A 21,677-nucleotide genomic window follows, 5' to 3' on the forward strand; every position below is an offset into this window, starting at 1 on the left:
TAACACTAGCGTGATAAAGTTGAGTAAGTTAGGCTCTGACCGTTTGCAAGCCGCTGCCACAAGATGATGGAACAATAAATACAACGTATGAAAAAACGTATTCCCAGCCTCCTGGCTACGATGATTGCCAGCGCCTTGTATAGCCAACAAGGCCTCGCTGCCGATCTCGCAACGCAATGTATGCTTGGCGTGCCAAGCTTTGATCGTCCGCTCGTGGAAGGGCGGCCTGGCGATCTGCCGGTGACGATTAACGCCGATCATGCGAAGGGCAATTACCCGGACAACGCCGTCTTTACCGGCAACGTCGATATCAACCAGGGGAATAGCCGCCTCCGCGCCGACGAAGTTCAGCTGCATCAGCAGCAGGCCGCGGGCCAGGCGCAGCCGGTGCGCACGGTGGACGCGCTGGGCAACGTGCATTACGACGATAACCAGGTGATCCTCAAAGGACCAAAAGCCTGGTCGAATCTGAATACCAAAGATACCAACGTCTGGCAGGGCGATTATCAGATGGTCGGACGCCAGGGACGCGGTACTGCTGACCTGATGAAACAGCGCGGTGAAAACCGCTATACCATTCTGGAAAACGGCAGCTTTACCTCCTGTCTGCCGGGCTCCGACACCTGGAGCGTCGTGGGCAGCGAAGTTATCCACGATCGCGAAGAGCAGGTCGCCGAGATCTGGAACGCCCGCTTCAAGCTTGGCTCCGTGCCGATTTTCTACAGCCCCTACCTGCAGCTGCCGGTGGGCGATAAGCGTCGTTCAGGCTTCCTGATCCCGAACGCGAAATACAGCACCAAAAACGGCGTGGAATTCTCCCTGCCGTACTACTGGAACATCGCGCCAAACTTCGATGCCACCATCACCCCGCACTATATGAACAAGCGCGGCGGCGTGATGTGGGAAAACGAATTCCGCTACCTGACCCAGCTCGGCAGCGGCTTAACGGAGTTCGACTACCTGCCGTCGGATAAAGTCTACGAAGATGACCACTCCAGCGACAGCAACAGCCGACGCTGGCTGTTCTACTGGAACCACTCCGGGGTTATCGATCAGGTGTGGCGTCTGAACGCTGACTACACCAAGGTCAGCGATCCTGACTACTTCAACGATTTCAGCTCGAAGTATGGTTCCAGTACCGACGGCTATGCGACGCAGAAATTCAGCGCCGGGTATGTCAATCAGAACTTTGACGCCACGGTCTCAACCAAGCAGTTCCAGGTCTTCGATCGGGAGTCGAGCAACTCCTACTCGGCTGAGCCGCAGCTCGACATTAACTACTACCAGAACGATGTCGGTCCGTTCGATACCCATCTGTACGGCCAGGTCGCCCATTTTGTTAACTCGAATAACAACATGCCGGAAGCGACCCGCGTTCACTTCGAACCGACGATCAACCTGCCGCTGTCGAACGGCTGGGGCAGTCTGAATACCGAAGCCAAGCTGCTGGCGACCCACTACCAGCAGAGCAACCTCGATAAGTACAACGCCGCCAACGGCACGGACTACAAAGAGTCCGTTAGCCGCGTGATGCCGCAGTTTAAAGTCGACGGCAAAATGGTCTTCGAGCGCGACCTGCAGGAGGGATTCACCCAAACGCTGGAACCACGCATGCAGTATCTGTATGTGCCGTACCGCGATCAGAGTGAAATCGGCAGCTACGACTCCACGCTGTTGCAGTCGGACTACACCGGCCTGTTCCGCGACCGTACCTATAGCGGTCTCGACCGCATCGCGTCGGCCAATCAGGTCACTACCGGTATCACCTCGCGCGTGTATGACGCCGCCGCGGTGGAACGTTTTAACATTTCCGTTGGTCAAATCTACTATTTCACCGAGTCACGCACCGGTGATGACAACATCAACTGGGAGAACAACGACACCACGGGTTCACTGGTATGGGCCGGCGACACCTACTGGCGCATTGCCGATAACTGGGGTCTGCGCGGCGGGATCCAGTACGATACGCGTCTGGATAACGTCGCAACCGGTAACGGCACCATTGAATACCGTCGCGATGAAAACCGCTTAGTCCAGCTTAACTATCGTTACGCCAGCCCGGAATATATTCAGGCCACACTGCCGTCATATTCCACCGCGGCGCAATATAAAGAGGGTATCTCGCAGGTGGGGATGACCGCCAGCTGGCCGATCGTCGATCGCTGGTCCGTGGTCGGTGCCTACTACTACGATACCAATACCCGAAAAGCAGCAAACCAGATGTTGGGTGTCCAGTATAACTCCTGCTGCTACGCCATCCGTCTTGGCTACGAACGTAAAGTCAACGGCTGGGATAGCAACAACAACGGCGGCGAGAGCAAATACGACAACACCTTCGGAATCAATATCGAATTGCGCGGTCTGAGCTCTAACTACGGCCTCGGCACCCAGCAGATGCTGCGTTCGAACATTTTACCGTACCAGAGCTCCCTGTGATGCGGCTGGTTTACAACATCATCCGCATTTGCGGTTAATCGAAATGGAAAAAGTATGAAGAACTGGAAAACGCTGCTTCTCGGTATCGCCATGATCGCGAATACCAGTTTCGCTGCCCCCCAGGTGGTCGATAAAGTAGCGGCCGTCGTCAATAATGGCGTCGTGCTGGAAAGCGACGTCGATGGTTTGATGCAATCGGTTAAGCTCAATGCTGGTCAGGCTGGCCAACAGCTGCCGGATGACGCGACCCTGCGCCATCAGATCCTCGAAAGACTGATCATGGACCAGATCGTGTTACAGATGGGGCAGAAGATGGGCGTGAAGGTCTCTGACGACCAGCTCGATCAGGCCATCGCCAACATCGCTAAACAAAACAACATGACCATGGATCAGATGCGCAGCCGTCTGGCCTATGAAGGCATCAACTACAACACCTACCGTAACCAGATCCGTAAAGAGATGCTGATTTCGGAAGTGCGTAACAATGAAGTACGTCGTCGCATCACCGTGCTGCCGCAGGAAGTGGAAGCGCTGGCCAAACAGATCGGCGACCAGAACGACGCCAGCACCGAGCTCAACCTGAGCCACATCCTGATCCCGCTGCCGGAGAACCCGACCTCCGATCAAGTCGCCGCGGCCCAGGAGCAAGCGAATGCTATCGTTGAGCAAGCGCGCAACGGCGCCAACTTCGGTAAACTGGCGATCACCTACTCCGCCGACCAGCAGGCGCTGAAGGGCGGCCAGATGGGCTGGGGTCGTATCCAGGAGCTGCCGGGCATTTTCGCCCAGGCGTTAAGCACCGCGAAGAAAGGGGATATCGTCGGTCCGATCCGTTCCGGCGTCGGCTTCCACATTCTGAAAGTGAACGATCTGCGCGGCGGGACCCAGAACATCTCCGTCACTGAAGTGCATGCCCGTCATATTCTGCTGAAGCCATCGCCAATCATGAACGATGCGCAGGCTCAGGCGAAGCTGGAGCAAATTGCCGCCGACATTAAGAGCGGGAAAACCACCTTCGCTAAAGCGGCGAAAGCGTATTCTGAAGATCCGGGCTCGGCGAACCAGGGCGGTGATTTAGGCTGGGCCACGCCGGATATCTTCGACCCTGCGTTCCGCGATGCGCTGATGCGTCTGAACAAAGGGCAGACCAGCGGACCGGTGCACTCCTCCTTCGGCTGGCACCTGATCGAACTGCTGGATAGCCGTCAGGTCGACAGAACCGACGCCGCGCAGAAAGATCGTGCTTACCGTATGCTGATGAACCGCAAATTCTCTGAAGAAGCGGCAACCTGGATGCAGGAACAGCGCGCCAGTGCGTATGTTAAAATTCTGAGCAACTAATATCGATGCCTGAAACCCGTAAAGTTGTTATCACTCCCGGCGAACCCGCCGGGATTGGCCCTGACCTGGTCGTGCAGCTTGCCCAGCGCGACTGGCCAGTTGAGCTGGTGATCTGCGCCGACGGCGCCCTGTTAACTGACCGAGCCCAACGGCTCGGTCTTCCTTTATCTCTCCTACCATACGATCCTGCGCAACCGCCCGTTCCGCAGCGTGCCGGTACGTTGACGCTGCTTAACGTCCCGCTGAGCGTCCCGGCGGAGCCCGGCGTGCTGAACGTACAGAACGGCGCCTACGTGGTCGAGACGCTGGCGCGCGCCTGCGACGGCTGCCTGAGCGGCGAATTCGCGGCGTTAGTGACCGGCCCGGTGCACAAAGGCAACATCAACGACGCCGGCATCGCCTTCACCGGTCATACCGAGTTCTTCGAAGAGCGCGCGCAGGCCAGCAAAGTGGTGATGATGCTGGCGACCGAGGAGCTGCGGGTGGCGCTGGTGACGACCCATCTGCCGTTGAAAGCCATCAGCGAGGCGATAACGCCCGACCTGCTGCGCGAGATCATCACGATTCTCGATCACGACCTGCGCACGAAATTTGGTATTGCCCAGCCGCATGTGCTGGTTTGCGGGCTTAACCCGCATGCTGGCGAAGGCGGTCATATGGGAACGGAAGAGATAGACACCATCATTCCGGTGCTGGAAGAGATGCGCGCGAAGGGGATGAACCTCAGCGGTCCGCTGCCAGCTGACACCCTTTTCCAGCCCAAATACCTTGACCATGCCGATGCGGTACTCGCGATGTACCACGATCAGGGCCTGCCCGTGCTAAAATACCAGGGCTTTGGCCGCGGCGTGAACATTACGCTCGGTTTACCTTTTATTCGTACCTCCGTCGACCACGGCACCGCACTGGAATTAGCGGGCCAGGGAACAGCGGACGTCGGCAGTTTTATCACGGCGCTTAATCTCGCCATCAAAATGATTGTTAATACCCAATGAATAATCGAGTCCATCAGGGCCATTTAGCCCGTAAACGCTTCGGGCAGAACTTCCTCAACGATCAGTTTGTGATCGACAGCATCGTCTCGGCGATTAATCCGCAGAAAGGCCAGGCGATGGTTGAAATCGGCCCCGGTCTCGCCGCGCTGACCGAGCCGGTCGGCGAACGCCTTGACCAGTTGACCGTCATTGAGCTGGACCGCGATCTGGCGGCACGCCTGCAGACGCATCCGTTCCTCGGGCCGAAGCTGACCATCTATCAGCAGGATGCGATGACCATGAACTTCGGCGAACTGGCGGAGAAAATGGGTCAGCCGCTGCGCGTCTTCGGCAACCTGCCGTACAATATTTCGACCCCGCTGATGTTCCATCTGTTCAGCTATACTGATGCCATTGCCGATATGCACTTTATGTTGCAGAAGGAAGTGGTGAATCGTCTGGTTGCCGGACCGAACAGTAAGGCGTATGGTCGGTTAAGCGTGATGGCGCAATATTATTGCCAGGTGATCCCGGTACTCGAAGTGCCGCCGAGCGCGTTCACCCCGCCGCCTAAGGTCGATTCCGCGGTGGTCCGCCTGGTGCCGCACAGCACGATGCCATATCCGGTCAAAGAGATCCGGGTGCTGAGCCGCATCACCACCGAAGCGTTCAACCAGCGCCGCAAGACCATCCGCAACAGTCTCGGCAATCTGTTCAGTGTGGAAGTGCTGACCGAGCTGGGCATCGACCCGGCCATGCGTGCAGAAAATATTTCCGTGGCGCAGTACTGCCAGATGGCCAACTGGCTGTCTGACAATCTGCCATCGAAGGAGAGCTAACCATGATTAATTCGCCTCGTGTTTGCGTCCAGGTGCAAAGCGTCTATATCGAATCGCAATCTTCTCCGGAAGAAGAGCGCTACGTCTTCGCTTATACCGTCACCATTCGCAATCTGGGGCGGAGTCAGGTTCAGCTGCTTGGCCGCTACTGGCTCATCACTAACGGCCACGGTCGTGAGACTGAAGTTCAAGGTGAAGGGGTGGTCGGCGAGCAACCGCATATTCCCGCCGGCGGTGAATATCAATATACCAGCGGCGCGGTCATTGAAACGCCGCTGGGAACCATGCAGGGTCATTATGAGATGATCGATATCGACGGCGCGCCGTTCCGTATCGAGATCCCTGTTTTCCGTCTCGCAGTTCCAACGCTCATTCATTAAAACAATGTCAACATACCTTATTGGCGACGTTCACGGTTGCTACGATGAACTGATCGCATTATTAGCGCAGGTTGAATTCGACCCGCGGAGCGATACGCTGTGGCTGACCGGCGATCTGGTAGCCCGTGGCCCGGGGTCGCTGGAGGTTCTGCGCTATGTCAAATCTCTGGGCGACAGCGTGCGACTGGTGCTGGGCAATCACGATTTACACTTGCTGGCGGTCTTCGCCGGCATCAGCCGCAACAAGCCGAAGGATCGTCTGAAATCACTGCTGGAAGCGCCGGATGCCGATGAGCTGCTTAACTGGCTGCGTCGTCAGCCGCTGCTCCAGGTGGACGAAGAGAAAAAGCTGGTGATGGCCCACGCCGGCATCACGCCGCAGTGGGATCTGGAGACCGCCCAGCAGTGCGCGCGCGATGTTGAAGCGGTGCTCTCCAGCGACTCCTACCCTTTCTTCCTCGATGCCATGTACGGCGACATGCCGAATCACTGGAGCAACGAGCTGAGCGGCCTGGCGCGCCTGCGCTTTATCTCTAACGCTTTTACCCGCATGCGCTACTGCTTCCCGAACGGCCAGCTGGATATGTACTCGAAAGAAGCACCCGAGGACGCCCCGGCGCCGCTGAAGCCGTGGTTTGCCATTCCTGGTCCGGTCAGCAGTGCCTACAGCATTGCCTTTGGCCACTGGGCGTCGCTGGAGGGACGCGGTACGCCGGAGGGCATTTACGCGCTGGATACCGGCTGCTGCTGGGGCGGTGAACTCACCTGCCTGCGCTGGGAGGATAAGCAGTACTTTACCCAGCCGTCGAACCGGCAGAAAAGCCTCGACGAAGGCGAAGCCGTCGCGTCCTGAAGAAACAGGCGCACTCCCCCGGGCCCGCGCAAGCGCAGCGCCGCCGGGCAAGAACAGCGGACGCGAAGCCACTTTTGTGTCGGGTGGCGGCTAACGCCTTACCCGACCTACGTTTAGGTGCCATTTGTCAGCCGGGCAGCGCTGCAGAAAAACGCCTCCCGCGACGGGAAACATGACGCAGTCCCGTAGGCCCGCGCAAGCGCAGCGCCGCCGGGCAAGAACAGCGGACGCGAAGCCACTTTTGTGTCGGGTGGCGGCTAACGCCTTACCCGACCTACGTTTAGGTGCCATTTGTCAGCCGGGCAGCACTCTGGAAAAACGCATCCCGCGACAGGAGACATGGCGCAGAAAAGTAGTGGCAGCGTCATCCGCGCTGAATTCACGCCAAAGAAAACCCCGGTCACGCCAGACGCGACCGGGGTTTTTTCATTGCTATCCTTCCCGCTTAACGGCGTTCGAGGATCTCAAAGCAGTAGCTGTGGGAGTTCTGCGCGTCGGCGTCATGAAACTCGCTGAACACCGATTCCCACTGGTCCGGATCGTAATCCGGGAAATGGGTATCGCCTTCCACTTCCGCATCGATATGGGTCAGATAGAGCTTCTGCGCCTTTGGCAGGAACTGCTCATACACCCGACCGCCGCCAATCACCATGATCTCTTCCACATCGCCGCAGGCGGCAATCGCTTCGTCAACGGAGGAGACCCACTGCACGCGATCGTCGCTGCCTGGCTTGCTGCTGATCACGATATTTTTACGCCCCGGCAACGGGCGCCCAATGGATTCCCAGGTCAGACGCCCCATCACTACCGGCTTATTTAATGTGTTGCGTTTGAACCAGGCGAGATCGGCAGGCAGGTTCCATGGCATGGCGTTTTCCATACCAATGACGCGATCTACCGCTAACGCCGCAATCAGACTGATCATTCATTCATTCCTGAGTACAAAAAATTGTCGCCACTATACGGAAAGCGTACAACTTCGTCGACTGGCCGGAGGGTAAAGAATAAGAAAATTTTCTGATTTGCTGGCAAGCCCACGTTCACACCGTGGGCCGCCAGAACAGGATCCAAACGAAAACAGAATGTTACTGATTAGCGTCAGGCGGAGGGCTTATTTTCCGGCTCATCGGCGATATCGCCGGTGTGCCTGCCCTCTTCCGTCCCCTGCCAACCGTGCCGCTGCACCAGCGACAGATGATGACGATCTTCGTTGATGATGCCGGTCAGCATATCGCTGGTCCGCTTGAAGACCGCCACCCGCGACGCCGCGTCGTTTTCCGCCATCGCCACCATCTCTTCGACCATCTGCAGGTTGAAACGACGGAACAGATCGGCCCGCTCGCGCGCTTCATACGCGCCTAGCCCCAGCGCCTCCAGGGTCATTCGGCCGGATTTCAGCGCCGCCTCGAAGGTTTCACGCTCCGGGGCATCAACGCCAGCCTGACGCAGCTGGATATAGTGATCGACATCGCGGGCGCGGGAGATAATCTGCAGATGCGGAAAATGCTCTTTTACCCTCGCCACCAGCTCCAGGCTGACGTGCGGATCGTCAATGGCATTGATCAGTACCTCCGCCTTTTCGGCGCCGGCCGACTCCAGCAGATCGACCCGGGTGGCGTCGCCGTAGAAGACCTTCATATCAAATTTGCGCAGAGTATCGACATGGTCCGGGTCGTGATCGAGGATCACCATCTTCACCCCGCTGGAGAGCAGGAGTCGCCCGGCGATCTGCCCGAAGCGGCCAAAGCCGGCGACAATCACCCGCGGCTGCTCTTCATCAATCTCGTCCGCATCCCGCGCCTGGCCGCTGGACGATTTCTCCAGACGGGTCAACAGCACCAGCAGAATGGGGGTTGCCGCCATCGACAGCGCCACCGCCAGGGTCAGCGCCTTTGCCCATTCGCCGTCCAGCACCTCCGCCATCCGCGCGGCGCCAAAGACCACAAACGCGAACTCACTCCCCTGCCCCAGCAGCACCGCAAACCAGCGGCGCTGAGCGCGAGGCACGCCAAGCGGCCTGGCGATAAGCCACAGCATCAGCATTTTTATCGCCAGGAAACCCACCAGCAAAATCACGATACGCAGCGGATGGGTGACCAGGGTGCCGAAATCAATCGACATCCCGACGCCGATAAAAAACAGCCCCAGCAGCAGGCCTTTAAACGGCTCAATATCGCTTTCCAGCGCATGGCGATACTCGGAGCTGGCCAGCAACACCCCGGCGAGAAACGCCCCCATCGCCATCGACAGCCCCACCTCCTCCAGCAACAGCCCAAAGCCGAAGACCAGGAACAGGGCCACGGCGCTGAATACTTCGCGCAGACCGGAACGGGCGACAAAGCGCAGCAGCGGACGGGTCAGATAGCGCCCCAGCACCACCACCAGCGCCAGCGCTGCGGCCACCTTCAGCGCGGAAAGGGCAAAAGCCATCAGCGAAGTGGCGCCGCCGCTGGCCGCCAGCAGCGGGATCATCGCCACCAGCGGGATCGCCGCGATATCCTGGAACAGCAGCACCGCGAAGGCGCTGCGCCCCATCTGCGATACCGTCAGATTGCGCTCATTCATCGCCTGCATGGCGATCGCGGTTGAGGAGAGCGCCAGGGTCATACCGATCAGCTCGGCCACCTGCCAACGCAACCCCAGCAGCATGCAGAAGAGGCCGATCAATACCCCACAGGCCACCATCTGCAGCGCACCGCCGCCAAACACCGAAGCGCGCAGCTTCCACAGACGCTGCGGATCCAGCTCCAGACCAATGACGAACAGCATCAGCACCACGCCAATCTCGGCAAAGTGCAGAATCGCCTCGGCGTCGGTCACCAGCCGCAGCCCCCACGGCCCAATAATACAGCCGGCGATGAGATAGCCCAGCACCGACCCAAGCCCAAGGCGGACGGCGATGGGCACAATCAGCGCCGCGGCGCCCAGGTAAATCAGCGCCTGTATCAGCGTATGGCTATCCATTTTGATGTGCCTCCTGCCAGTCGATTAAGCGTTGACGATAATGGCGGGCCTGCGCCTGCAGCGTTTCGTCATCGCAGATAAAGGTGCAGTGCATGGCGAACGGCGGCAGCCATTTCATCCCGCAGTAGAGCGCCGTGGCCTGCAGCGGCTGCGCCAGCACCGGGAAACCGGGAAACGAACCGATATCAAAGTGGCTTTCACCGCCGCCGGTGGTCACCGCCCACATCAGCGATTTACCGCGCAGCGCAATACCGTTATGGCCATAGGCCCAGCCGTGCGACAGCACTTTGTCCATCCACAGCTTCAGCAGCGGCGGCACGCTATACCACTGCATCGGGTGCTGCCAGATAACCAGATCGGCACGGGCGAGCGCCGCCTGCTCGGCGGCGACATCGATATTAAAGTCGGGATAGAGTTGATAGAGGGAGCGTATCTCTACGCCTTCAAGCGTCCCTGCTTGTTCAAGCATTCGCTTATTCGCATGCGAATGCTGCGGATAAGGATGCGCATAAATTATCAGAATCATTGATTGGCCTGCGTTAGCTCTTGTCGTAATCAGCAAGAGTGTAGACAGTTAAATGAACCGCTTACAATGATAACTGTGATTTATGTCGCGGTGGTGGACACAACGCGCGCCTGAATGGCAAACGTCAGGCCTTAATTATCCAGCTCATCCATAGATTTCACCTGATCGCGGTTAATCTGCTCCACGCGTCCGGTTTCGGCATTTTTGTAAGAGACCAGACCGGTATCATCATCCACCTGCGGTTTACCGCTGGTGACAATGGTCTTGCCGTCGGTGGTTTTGATCGACTGATTCGATGAGCAGCCGGCCACGAACATGATTGCCGTCGCTGCCAGTGCGGATGCCACCAGAATATTGTTCCGCATTGTATCCTCCTGTCTTTTCATCAATAGGTATCGTTATGGTGCTAACTATAGTTAGCCTGACCCGACAGGGGGTTAAAAGCAGAACTCTCTGAAGATGGCCGCGGCCAAAAAAAATGGGCTGACGAAGTCGTCAGCCCAGGTGTGTTGCTATCCGGCCAGGCCGGAGCGCTTATTTGGTGATTTGCGCGTGCATTTCCTGAACCGAAATCACCTTGTCGGTGGCGTCAGCGTTCAGCGCCATCGCGGTGGCAAAGCCGCCGTTCAGGGTGGTGTCATAGTGCACCTTGTACTGCAGCGCGCTGCGGCGAATCAGCTTGGAGTCTTCAATCGCCTGACGACCTGCGGTGGTGTTGATGATGTAGGTATATTCGCCATTCTTGATACGGTCCTGAATGTGCGGACGACCTTCATGCACCTTGTTCACCAGACGCGGGTTGATGCCCGCTTCGCCCAGCACAATCGCCGTGCCGTGAGTCGCATCCAGCTCGAAGCCAAACTTCAGCAGCTTCGCTGCCAGGTCGACCACACGCTCTTTGTCGCCTTCGCGGACGGAGAGCAGCGCGCGACCCTGTTTCTTCATGGTCGAGTTGCTGCCCAGCTGCGCTTTGGCGAACGCTTCGGCAAAGGTACGGCCAACGCCCATCACTTCCCCGGTGGAACGCATTTCTGGCCCTAACAGCGGGTCAACGCCCGGGAATTTGTTGAACGGCAGGACCACCTCTTTCACCGAGTAGTACGGCGGGATGATCTCTTTGGTCACGCCCTGCTGCGCCAGCGTCTTACCGGCCATCACGCGCGCCGCCACTTTCGCCAGCGGTACGCCGGTGGCTTTGGAGACGAACGGCACGGTGCGCGCCGCACGCGGGTTGACTTCAATCAGATAGACTTCGTTATCTTTCACCGCGAACTGGACGTTCATCAGACCGCGAACCTGCAGCTCGAAGGCCAGCTTCTGCACCTGCTCGCGCATCACATCCTGAATCTCTTTGCTCAGGGTATAGGCTGGCAGGGAACAGGCGGAGTCGCCGGAGTGGACGCCTGCCTGTTCGATATGCTCCATGATGCCGCCAATCAGCACCATTTCGCCATCGCAGATGGCATCGACATCCACTTCAATCGCGTCGTCGAGGAAGCGGTCCAGCAGCACTGGCGCGTCGTTGGAGACGCTGACCGCAGTCTGGAAGTAGCGGCGCAGATCCTGCTCGTCATAGACGATCTCCATCGCCCGACCGCCGAGCACGTAAGACGGACGCACCACCAGCGGGTAGCCAATCTCTTTCGCTTTCTCTACCGCCTGCTCAATGGCGGTAACGGTGGCGTTCGCCGGCTGCTTCAGCTTCAGACGGTCAACCGCGTGCTGGAAGCGCTCACGATCTTCCGCCCGGTCGATAGCGTCCGGGCTGGTACCGATAACCGGTACGCCTGCGGCTTCCAGGGCGCGCGCCAGCTTCAGCGGAGTCTGCCCGCCGTACTGCACGATAACGCCTTTTGGCTTCTCGATGCGCACGATTTCCAGCACGTCTTCCAGGGTAACCGGCTCGAAGTACAGACGGTCGGAAGTGTCGTAGTCGGTAGAGACGGTTTCCGGGTTACAGTTGACCATGATGGTCTCGTAACCGTCTTCGCGCAGCGCCAGCGAGGCGTGTACGCAGCAGTAGTCAAATTCGATACCCTGACCGATACGGTTCGGGCCGCCGCCGAGGACCATGATTTTATCGCGGTCAACGGACGGGTTGGACTCGCACTCTTCTTCATAGGTGGAGTACATGTAGGCGGTATCGGTGGCGAATTCCGCGGCGCAGGTGTCCACGCGCTTGTAGACCGGGTGCAGGTCATACTGGTCGCGCAGTTTACGGATTTCCGCTTCCCGCACGCCCGCCAGCTTCGCCAGACGCGCATCGGCAAAGCCTTTACGTTTCAGGGTGCGCAGGAAGTCAGCGTCGAGGCCGTTGATGCCCACTTCCGCCACTTTCTCTTCCAGACGGACCAGCTCTTCAATCTGCACCAGGAACCAGCGGTCGATGTTGGTCAGGTTGAAGACGCCGTCAACCGAGAGGCCCGCGCGGAACGCGTCGGCGATGTACCAGATACGCTCAGCGCCGGCGTCTTTCAGCTCGCGGCGGATTTTGGTCAGCGCTTCCGGATCGTCGAGGCTCACTTTCGGGTCGAAGCCGGTGGCGCCCACTTCCAGACCGCGCAGCGCTTTCTGCAAGGATTCCTGCTGGGTACGGCCAATCGCCATCACTTCGCCGACGGACTTCATCTGGGTGGTCAGACGGTCATTGGCGCCGGCGAATTTTTCGAAGTTAAAGCGTGGGATTTTAGTGACCACGTAGTCGATGGACGGCTCGAAGGAAGCCGGGGTACGGCCGCCGGTGATGTCGTTCATCAGCTCGTCGAGGGTGTAACCTACCGCCAGCTTGGCTGCCACTTTGGCAATCGGGAAACCGGTGGCTTTGGAGGCCAGCGCCGAGGAGCGGGAAACGCGCGGGTTCATTTCAATAACGATCAGGCGACCGTTTTTCGGGTTGACCGCGAACTGAACGTTAGAGCCGCCGGTTTCGACGCCGATTTCACGCAGCACCGCCATCGAGGCGTTACGCATGATTTGGTATTCTTTGTCGGTCAGGGTCTGCGCCGGCGCAACGGTAATGGAGTCACCGGTATGGATCCCCATGGCGTCGAAGTTTTCGATAGAGCAGACGATGATGCAGTTGTCGTTCTTATCGCGCACCACTTCCATCTCATACTCTTTCCAGCCGATCAGCGATTCATCAATCAGCAGCTCGTTCGTAGGAGAGAGATCCAGGCCGCGGGTACAAATCTCTTCAAACTCTTCGCGGTTATAGGCGATGCCGCCGCCGGTGCCACCCATGGTGAACGACGGACGGATGATGCACGGATAGCCGACGTCAGCCGCTACCGCCAGCGCCTCTTCCATCGTATGGGCGATACCTGAACGCGCGGTGTCGAGACCGATTTTTTTCATCGCGATATCGAATCGGCGACGGTCTTCGGCCTTGTCAATCGCATCGGCGGTGGCGCCAATCATGGTCACACCGAATTCAGCCAGCACCCCCTGACGCTCCAGCTCCAGCGCGCAGTTCAGCGCCGTCTGGCCGCCCATGGTCGGCAGCACCGCGTCCGGGCGCTCTTTTTCGATGATTTTGCGCACCACTTCCCAGTGAATCGGCTCGATGTAGGTGGCATCGGCCATTTCCGGGTCGGTCATGATGGTCGCCGGGTTAGAGTTCACCAGGATAACGCGGTAGCCCTCTTCGCGCAGGGCTTTACAGGCCTGGGCGCCGGAGTAGTCAAACTCGCACGCCTGACCGATAACAATCGGGCCCGCGCCCAGAATCAGGATACTTTTTATGTCTGTACGTTTTGGCATGGCTCTTTTACTCCTGATTATTTCGCGGACTGACGGTATTGCTCAATTAACTCGATAAAGTGGTCGAACAGCGGCGCGGCATCGTGCGGCCCCGGGCTCGCTTCAGGGTGCCCCTGGAAGCTGAACGCCGGCTTGTCGGTGCGATGGATCCCCTGCAGGGTGCCGTCGAACAGCGACTTGTGGGTCACGCGCAGGTTGGCCGGCAGCGTCGCCTCATCCACGGCGAAGCCGTGGTTCTGGGCGGTGATCATCACCACGTTGTTATCAATATCTTTCACCGGGTGGTTGCCGCCGTGGTGGCCGAACTTCATCTTAATGGTCCTGGCGCCGCTCGCCAGCGCCAGCAGCTGATGGCCGAGGCAGATGCCGAACACCGGAATATCGGTCTCGAGGAATTTTTCAATCGCCTCGATAGCGTAATCACACGGCGCCGGGTCGCCAGGGCCGTTGGAGAGGAAAATGCCGTCCGGATTCAGCGCCAGCACATCCGCCGCCGACGTCTTCGCCGGCACCACCGTCAGGCGGCAGCCGCGGTCAACCAGCATGCGCAGGATGTTGCGTTTCGCGCCGAAGTCATACGCCACGACGTGGAACGGCAGCTCGCTTTCCGCTTTCGCTTCCGGCAGGTCGCCCGCCAGGGTCCAGCTGCCTTGCGTCCAGCTGTAGGTTTCTGCGGTGGTCACTTCCTTCGCCAGGTCCATGCCGTTCAGGCCCGGGAACGCTTTCGCTTTTTCCAGCGCCAGCTGGGCATCCGGGCTGTCGCCCGCGATGATGCAGCCGTTCTGCGCCCCTTTCTCACGCAGCAGTCGCGTCAGCTTGCGGGTATCGATATCGGCAATCGCCACGATGTTATGGCGCTTCAGATAGGAAGAGAGGTCTTCGGTACTGCGGAAGTTGCTGGCAATCAGCGGCAGGTCGCGAATAACCAGACCCTGAGCATGTACCTGAGAAGATTCTTCATCGGCGGCGTTGGTGCCGACATTACCAATATGAGGATAAGTAAGAGTGACGATTTGGCGGGAATAGGAAGGATCAGTGAGGATTTCTTGATAACCGGTCATTGAAGTATTGAAAACGACTTCCCCAACCGCCGTGCCGGTTGCCCCGATGGCCCGACCGTGAAACTGGGTTCCGTCTTCCAGAACCAATAGCGCTGACTTAATCAAAACATCCTCCAGAGAATATCCACTCACTTTATTTGCATATTAATTCATAAACACGATCTGAATCAATGCAAATCTGTTGCCCGCAGATTTTTGGCAAACGGCGGCATTCTGGAGAGATGTCGGATAAAAGTCAACTTAAAGCGGAGATTTTTAATGTCATTTTACGCCACTGGCGCATGACACGTGATTTTTACGCCAAAAAGATCAACAAACCTGGCTGAGAAAACGCTTGCGGACGGCGAAGAGTGTAAAATCTGGCGCTGGACGGCAAAAAAGTGGACCAGATGGTCAAAATTTACATTTCATTCACTTAAAAACCGAACAACACCCTAACTTATAGCCCATTCAGAAAAATAACAACCTAAAGCGGCCAAAAATAAAAAAAGGGCAACAAAATATTGCCCCTTGCATCAATAACTTATTGATAGCAATAACCACATCACGATGGGTAATAATCGTTATAAACTATTCAGATCCAGCACGTCATGCATATCAAAAAGTCCGCTTTTCTTGCCTTTCAGCCACAATGCAGAGCGAACCGCGCCATTAGCAAAGGTCATTCGACTGGAGGCTTTATGGGTGATCTCGATACGTTCGCCAATATCAGCAAACATCGCCGTATGCTCCCCGACGATATCCCCCGCGCGGACGGTGGCGAAGCCAATGGTGCCCGGGACGCGTTCGCCAGTGTGGCCTTCACGGCTGTAGACCGCGCAGTCCTTGAGATCTTTGTTCAACGCTCCGGCGATCGCTTCGCCCATCGCCAGCGCGGTGCCTGACGGCGCATCCACTTTATGCCGATGGTGCGCTTCGATAATTTCGATGTCGGTGTAGTCGCCCATCACCTTCGCCGCCTTCTCCAGCAGCTTTAACAGGACATTGACGCCGACGCTAAAGTTAGCGGCGAAGACAATGGCAATCTCCTGCGCGGCGTCGCGAATCGCCTGCTTGCCGGCGTCGTCAAAACCGGTGGTGCCGATGACCATCCCTTTGCCGTGGTCGCGGCAAAACGCCAGATGGTTCAGCGTGCCTTCCGGGCGGGTAAAATCGATCAACACGTCGAAATCATCTTTTACCGCCGTCAGGCTGCTCTGCACCGTGACGCCCGCTTTGCCGGCACCCGCCAGCTCGCCGGCGTCGCTGCCCACCAGGCTGGACCCTTCACGCTCCAGCGCCGCGCCCAGCGCCACTCCATCCAACTGCAGCGCAGCCTGAATTAACTGGCGTCCCATCCGGCCGCCCGCGCCGGCGATGGCCACGCGGATTTGTGCATCATGCATAGCTATTCTCTTTTGTTAACATTACGTAAATTGTTTTCAGAGTAACCAGCCCGTCAGCGGGCCGCTACTCAAAAACGCCGATAATTAGAAATTTATGACAAACGGCGGACGATATCAGTAAAAACTATACGATTGTGCCGCAATTCCTCGTTTACGCAGTGATAACCAGGATGGCGAATGATGATGCCCCGCCCGCACGGTGCGGGCGAAGGCCATGTTGCAGAGGGTTACAGCGGGAAAAGCGCGCCGGCGGGAAACGCGGATAAAAACCAGGTCACCGCCAGCAGATCGGCGCTACCGCCGGGGCTGAGATGGCGGGCAATCAGATCGTCATCAAACTGGCGCAGCGCCTCCAGGCCACCGTCAGCCAGTACGCCGCCCTGCCACAGCAGCCGCTGCGCCTCCTGCTGGACATAGTTCAGCCCGGCCAGCCCGCCGCGAGACACCAGATTGGTGTCATCATTCCATGCCATCAGATGCAGCAGGGTTTGCAGCAGCGCCAGATTGCTGTCGCCAGTCTCCTCCATCATGCGGTTAAAGACCGGTAACGCCTGGGTACGCACGGTCAGGAATCCGCTCTCCGCCTCGCCGCGGGCGCCGGAGAAACCGTAACGCAGAAAATGAATCCCGCCTTTGCTCAGCCGTTCCCCGCTGGCGGAGGATAATTCCTGCATAACCATGCCGCGACAGAAGCGCGCCACCTGGTCGCAAAGCCGGTGCTGTTCTATCGGCTCGCCTTTCGAAACCAGCCTGCCCGCCGCCGCGCTGAGCAGGCCAAAAGCGAAGATCGCCCCACGATGGGTATTCACCCCGCCGGTGACCTCCAGCATATCGTTCTCGCAGGCCATTCCCACCGGCCGCAGCATCATCAATACCTGCTCCGGCGCGACCGCCGCGGTATCGTGGCCCATGATAAAAAACTTCTCCATCCACGGCGCCACCACCGCGGTACTGGCCTCAAACGAGGCCAGATCCATATCCCGGTGCGCGCCAGCGTTACGAATATCCACCAGCCCGGGCTTTGGGGTCAGGCGAACTTCGGTCAACAGCGCGCGCTCTACCGCGCTGACCACCTCTTCGGCGCTCAGTGGTTTCCCGCGTAGCACACGCGGAGGTTGAATTAACACGTCGCTCATAGCCTTTCCCCTCTGCGCTTAGTCGCTGTTTTTCACCTGATGGATCACATCGATGACCGAACCGTCGCGATAGCGGACTACCGCCACCACCCGATCGGTAAATTCGATCGCCTTCGGTTTGCCCGTCAGTAGCTCCGCGCGCTGCTGCAGTTCCTCAATGGTCATCAGCGGAATACCGGCGTTGCGTAAATTGTCGATCAGGTCCTGGCGCGCCGGGTTTACCGCAATGCCATGGTCGGTGACCAGCACATCCACGCTGGCTCCCGGCGTCACGCGGGTCAGCACTTTTTCCACGACGCAGGGAATGCGGCCGCGAACTAACGGCGCGGTAATGATGGTCAGATCCGCGCCGGCGGCGGTATCGCTATGTCCGCCTGACGCGCCGCGCAGCACGCCGTTGGAGCCGGTCATCACGTTGACGTTAAAGTCGGTGTCAATTTCCAGCGCGCTGAGCATCACTACGTTTAAGCGCTCGCAGGAGGCCCCTTTGGAACCCGGGCTGGCATACTGATTGGTAGAGATTTCGACGTGGTTCGGGTTCTGCGCCAGCGAGCGCGCCGCATCGCCATCGAACGATTGGGTGTCGAGCAGCGTTTTAATCAGCCCTTTCTCATGCAGGTCGACCATCGTCCCGGTGATGCCGCCAAGGCCGAAGCTGGCGGTAATGCCGTTGCGGCGCATTTTGTCTTCCAGGAAGCGGCTCACCGCCAGCGAGGCGCCGCCGGTGCCGGTCTGCAGCGAGAACCCCTCTTTAAAGTAACCGGAGTGTTCAACCACTTTCGCCGCCTGGCGGGCGATCAGCAGCTCGCGCGGGTTGCTGGTCAAACGAATGGCGCCCGCGGTGATTTTTTGCGGATCGCCCACTTCGTCCACCTGAACGATCAGATCCACCTGATCCTGGGCGATACTGGCCGGGTAGTTAGGGTAGTCCACCCACTCTTCGGTCAACAGCACGACGCATTTGGCATGTTCCGCATCAACTCGCGCGTAGCCCAGCGAGCCGCAGCGCGACTTACCGCTAAAGCCGTTGGCGTTGCCAAACTCATCGCAGCAGGGAACGCCGAGGAACGCCACGTCAATGGACAGCTCACCGCTTTGGATCAGCTGTACGCGACCACCGTGAGAGTGGATCTGCACCGGATTTTCCATCAGGCCGGCGGAGATCTCCTCGCCAAGCTTGCCGCGCAGACCGGAGGTGTAGATCTGACGGATCACGCCGTTTTTAATATGCTCAATCAGCGGCCAGTGGGCGTCGATCAGCGAACTGGACGCCAGGGTCAGATCGCGAAATCCCATCTCCGCTAGCTTCGCCACCACCATATTGACCACTTTGTCACCGCCGCGAAACGCGTGGTGGAACGAGATGGTCATGCCGTTTTGCAGGCCGGAGCGACGGATTGCCGTTTCCAGCGAGTCGCAGATTTTACGCTGACGCTTTTCCGTCTCACTAGCCAGCCACGGACTTTTCGCCGTCACGCCGTTGTAAGGGGTCAATCCTTCCGGCATCACGTACTGCTGATTAAGCATTGCTACTGTCTCTTTCATCTTATTCCCCTTAATCACGAATACCGGAAGCCGAAAGCGCCACCACTTTGTGCGCGTGGTCGATAATCGGTCCATCGATCATCTTACCGTTCAGCGACACCACGCCCAGACCGCGCGACTCTGCCTCTTCCGCCGCGGCAATCACCTCCAGCGCATGGTCGACCTCTTTTCGCGTCGGGGCATAGACCTGGTGCAGCAGTTCGATCTGGCGCGGGTTGACCAGTGATTTCCCGTTGAAGCCGAGGTTCTTCGCCAGATTCGCTTCCGCAAGAAATCCCTCTTCATTATTAATATCCGACCACACCACGTCATAGGCGGCGATGCCGGCAACCCGCGCAGCATGTAGCACGGCGCAGCGGGCATAGAACAGCTCAGTGCCGTCGCCGCGGGAGGTGCCCATATCCATCACGTAATCGAAAGCCGCCAGCGCGATGGCCGACAGACGCGGGCTGGCGCGGGCGATCTCGACCGCGTTTACCACCCCCAACGCCGACTCGATGGCCGCCATGAGCCTGGTGCTGCCCACTTCGCGGCCGCACGCACGCTCAATACGCTCAACGTGAGCTTCCAGCTCATGGATATCTTCTTTGCTGTCGGTTTTCGGCAGGCGCACCATATCCACGCCCGCACGAACCACGGCTTCCAGATCGGCCAGTCCAAACGGGGTATTTAGTGGGTTAATGCGCACCACCGTTTCGATATCCTGATACAGCGGGTGCTGCAGCGCCTGATACACCAGCAGACGAGCGGTATCTTTCTCGCGCAGCGAAACGGCATCTTCAAGGTCGAACATCACCGCATCGGCGCCGTAGACGAATGAAGTACTTAACATGGCGGCATTGGCGCCGGGGATAAACAGCATACTGCGACGTGGTTTCATAGCTGGCTCCATTGCAATTGAGACTGTTGCGCCGCACGCAGGGCCGCAGCCTGAACTCGGGCGCGCAGAACGCACTCCAGCGCCCCTTTATCATCCACCACCACGTTGGCCTGGCTAACACCGAGCTGCGTCAGGGTTTCTCTGACCACTCGCTCAATCGCATCGCCAAACTGCTGCTTCACAATGCTGTCGATCTCCAGTTGAATGCCCGGCTGCGTCGCCGGCCCAATCCTGACCATCACATCGCTGGACTCCAGCGTGCCGGCCAGGGCGTCAATCTTCATTTCCATAGAGGCAAATCCTTTGTTATGGCGTAAAAATCAGGCGGTTTGATGTTCGCTTTCCGCCAGTTGCATCAGAAAAGAGAGGGTTCCCGGCGGCACCAGCGCCGCCACCGCCTGCCAGTTGCGCTGCTGGTACAGTTCGCGCACCCTTGAAGCCGATATCGGCCCGCCGTTTTTTTCGATCCGCGCCAGCTCAACGATCTCAACAGGCGGTGCGTCGCCCGGCGCTGCCAGCAACGCTTTCATACGCTGGTTGTAATGGCGGGTCAGCGAACACAGCGGCTCGGTGCCGACAAAACGATGGGTTATCTTCAGCGCCGGGGCTAAATGTTCGCGGAACAGCTGGAGATCGATCTGGTTGTGGCAGTCATCCACCACCCCCTGTTCTTTGAGGAAGTAGCCGGGGAAGGTGGCCCGCGAGATGAGGTATGCCGAACCGGGATGCAGCGTCACTTTGTCGATGCCGGCAATCCCTTTTTCGATTAGCGTGTAGCGATCCTGATACGTGAAACGGGAGGCATCCTCTTTCACCACAAACAGGTGTAGCCAGTCGCATTGACGGGCCGCCTGCTCCACCAGCCAGCGGTGGCCGAGCGTGAACGGGTTGGCGTTCATCACGATAGCGCCGATTTTGCGTCCCGGCTGACGGTACATCGCCAGCTGGCGGCAGTAGCGGGTCAGCCGTTCGCGGCTATTTTCCAGTAACACGGCGAGATTGCCGGCCTGCGCAATTGGCCAGAAGCCGGCGCCGGCAAAGAGCGCGGCGTTACAGGGCTTAGTGAATAAAAACAGTTCGCTGCGCCCCAGTTCGTAAGCCAGGGTGAGTAATTCTGTCAGTAGCTTAAGGCTCAGCCCCTCCCCCTGCAGCGAGGGGTCGATAGCGATGCACTTCAGCACGTTGCCGGCGATGGCGCCGCAGCCGACCAGCCGCTGCCGGTACTCGGCGATAATGGCCATTTCGCAATCAGCCTCTAATGAGAGCTGATGCTGACGGAGAAAGAGGTCAATCGCCTCTCGCCGCGATTTATCCTTCCGTAGCTGAACGCGTTTTAATATCAGAGTCATTTTTTAGCGCTTCGTTATTCCAAAACGACCTGTATTTCGCCAGCGTTCGGCTATCGATTCTTGTATTTAAATCACAGTTTTTCTCGTCGCTTAATTGGCTTTATGGTTTTTATGTTGTTAATTCATTCAGCATAATAAAAATAATTAAATTAATTAAAAACACGAGTATTCAGTGAAGGTTATCACACCTTAACACTGAGTCTATTTATTACTATGCGCCGGTCTTATTACTTCATTGATAAACAGGAT

General features: G+C 58.1%; 18 protein-coding genes. 6 read left to right on the forward strand and 12 right to left on the reverse strand.

Going from position 1 to position 21,677, the window contains the following annotated elements:
• Positions 1-87 precede the first annotated feature (87 nt).
• The 6 genes from lptD to apaH are packed head-to-tail and all read left to right on the forward strand — an operon-like array spanning position 88 to position 6,823.
• Positions 88-2,436 (forward strand): LPS assembly protein LptD, encoded by a 2,349-nt coding sequence (gene lptD, locus ABLV64_RS19420; RefSeq protein WP_032455544.1) that lies wholly within the window; start codon positions 88-90, stop codon positions 2,434-2,436.
• A gap of 54 nt (positions 2,437-2,490) precedes the next feature.
• Complete coding sequence (surA, locus tag ABLV64_RS19425) at positions 2,491-3,777, forward strand: peptidylprolyl isomerase SurA (protein WP_004204278.1); 1,287 nt, start codon at positions 2,491-2,493, stop codon at positions 3,775-3,777.
• A 5-nt stretch (positions 3,778-3,782) separates the two neighbouring features.
• Positions 3,783-4,772: a 4-hydroxythreonine-4-phosphate dehydrogenase PdxA gene (pdxA, locus tag ABLV64_RS19430; RefSeq protein ID WP_065802780.1), complete on the forward strand. Its 990-nt coding sequence runs from the start codon at positions 3,783-3,785 to the stop codon at positions 4,770-4,772.
• Positions 4,769-5,590 carry a 16S rRNA (adenine(1518)-N(6)/adenine(1519)-N(6))-dimethyltransferase RsmA gene (gene rsmA / locus ABLV64_RS19435; RefSeq protein WP_004204275.1) on the forward strand — a complete coding sequence of 274 codons (822 nt, stop codon included), beginning with the start codon at positions 4,769-4,771 and terminating at the stop codon, positions 5,588-5,590. Before pdxA ends, rsmA begins: the two co-directional genes overlap by 4 nt.
• Before the next feature lie 2 nt (positions 5,591-5,592).
• Positions 5,593-5,970, forward strand: a complete 378-nt coding sequence (gene apaG, locus ABLV64_RS19440) for a Co2+/Mg2+ efflux protein ApaG (protein ID WP_004204274.1) — start codon at positions 5,593-5,595, stop codon at positions 5,968-5,970.
• A gap of 4 nt (positions 5,971-5,974) precedes the next feature.
• Complete coding sequence (gene apaH, locus ABLV64_RS19445; protein ID WP_004204272.1) at positions 5,975-6,823, forward strand: bis(5'-nucleosyl)-tetraphosphatase (symmetrical) ApaH; 849 nt, start codon at positions 5,975-5,977, stop codon at positions 6,821-6,823.
• A gap of 445 nt (positions 6,824-7,268) precedes the next feature.
• On the opposite strand, the gene folA is transcribed toward apaH, so the two are convergent.
• The 12 genes from folA to citC form a co-directional block, all read right to left on the reverse strand.
• On the reverse strand, positions 7,269-7,748 hold the full coding sequence (gene folA, locus ABLV64_RS19450; RefSeq protein WP_004204271.1) for a type 3 dihydrofolate reductase: 480 nt from the start codon (positions 7,746-7,748) through the stop codon (positions 7,269-7,271).
• A 173-nt stretch (positions 7,749-7,921) separates the two neighbouring features.
• Positions 7,922-9,787 carry a glutathione-regulated potassium-efflux system protein KefC gene (kefC, locus tag ABLV64_RS19455; RefSeq protein WP_004204270.1) on the reverse strand — a complete coding sequence of 622 codons (1,866 nt, stop codon included), beginning with the start codon at positions 9,785-9,787 and terminating at the stop codon, positions 7,922-7,924.
• Complete coding sequence (gene kefF / locus ABLV64_RS19460) at positions 9,780-10,313, reverse strand: glutathione-regulated potassium-efflux system oxidoreductase KefF (protein ID WP_004204269.1); 534 nt, start codon at positions 10,311-10,313, stop codon at positions 9,780-9,782. Before kefF ends, kefC begins: the two co-directional genes overlap by 8 nt.
• Positions 10,314-10,444: 131 nt before the next feature.
• The gene (locus ABLV64_RS19465; RefSeq protein ID WP_002888059.1) at positions 10,445-10,678 is read right to left on the reverse strand and encodes a YgdI/YgdR family lipoprotein; all 234 of its coding nucleotides are present in this window, start codon (positions 10,676-10,678) and stop codon (positions 10,445-10,447) included.
• Positions 10,679-10,847: 169 nt separating this feature from the next.
• Complete coding sequence (gene carB / locus ABLV64_RS19470) at positions 10,848-14,072, reverse strand: carbamoyl-phosphate synthase large subunit (protein ID WP_004204267.1); 3,225 nt, start codon at positions 14,070-14,072, stop codon at positions 10,848-10,850.
• A gap of 17 nt (positions 14,073-14,089) precedes the next feature.
• A complete protein-coding gene (gene carA / locus ABLV64_RS19475) occupies positions 14,090-15,238 on the reverse strand; it encodes a glutamine-hydrolyzing carbamoyl-phosphate synthase small subunit (protein WP_004204266.1) in 1,149 nt (382 codons plus the stop codon).
• A gap of 458 nt (positions 15,239-15,696) precedes the next feature.
• Positions 15,697-16,518: a 4-hydroxy-tetrahydrodipicolinate reductase gene (gene dapB, locus ABLV64_RS19480; RefSeq protein WP_348843380.1), complete on the reverse strand. Its 822-nt coding sequence runs from the start codon at positions 16,516-16,518 to the stop codon at positions 15,697-15,699.
• Positions 16,519-16,745: 227 nt separating this feature from the next.
• Positions 16,746-17,654: a triphosphoribosyl-dephospho-CoA synthase CitG gene (gene citG, locus ABLV64_RS19485; protein WP_017901209.1), complete on the reverse strand. Its 909-nt coding sequence runs from the start codon at positions 17,652-17,654 to the stop codon at positions 16,746-16,748.
• An 18-nt stretch (positions 17,655-17,672) separates the two neighbouring features.
• The gene (gene citF / locus ABLV64_RS19490) at positions 17,673-19,199 is read right to left on the reverse strand and encodes a citrate lyase subunit alpha (protein WP_109938279.1); all 1,527 of its coding nucleotides are present in this window, start codon (positions 19,197-19,199) and stop codon (positions 17,673-17,675) included.
• A 10-nt stretch (positions 19,200-19,209) separates the two neighbouring features.
• Positions 19,210-20,079, reverse strand: coding sequence for a citrate (pro-3S)-lyase subunit beta (citE, locus tag ABLV64_RS19495; RefSeq protein ID WP_004204262.1), 870 nt, complete (start codon positions 20,077-20,079; stop codon positions 19,210-19,212).
• A complete protein-coding gene (citD, locus tag ABLV64_RS19500) occupies positions 20,076-20,369 on the reverse strand; it encodes a citrate lyase acyl carrier protein (RefSeq protein ID WP_032426016.1) in 294 nt (97 codons plus the stop codon). The genes citE and citD overlap by 4 nt, the downstream gene beginning before the upstream one ends.
• Positions 20,370-20,399: 30 nt before the next feature.
• A complete protein-coding gene (gene citC, locus ABLV64_RS19505; RefSeq protein WP_348843381.1) occupies positions 20,400-21,428 on the reverse strand; it encodes a [citrate (pro-3S)-lyase] ligase in 1,029 nt (342 codons plus the stop codon).
• Positions 21,429-21,677: the final 249 nt, after the last annotated feature.

It is taken from the genome of Klebsiella sp. JB_Kp031, from assembly GCF_040064295.1.
In the GTDB taxonomy this organism is placed as follows: Bacteria; Pseudomonadota; Gammaproteobacteria; order Enterobacterales; family Enterobacteriaceae; genus Klebsiella; species Klebsiella quasipneumoniae.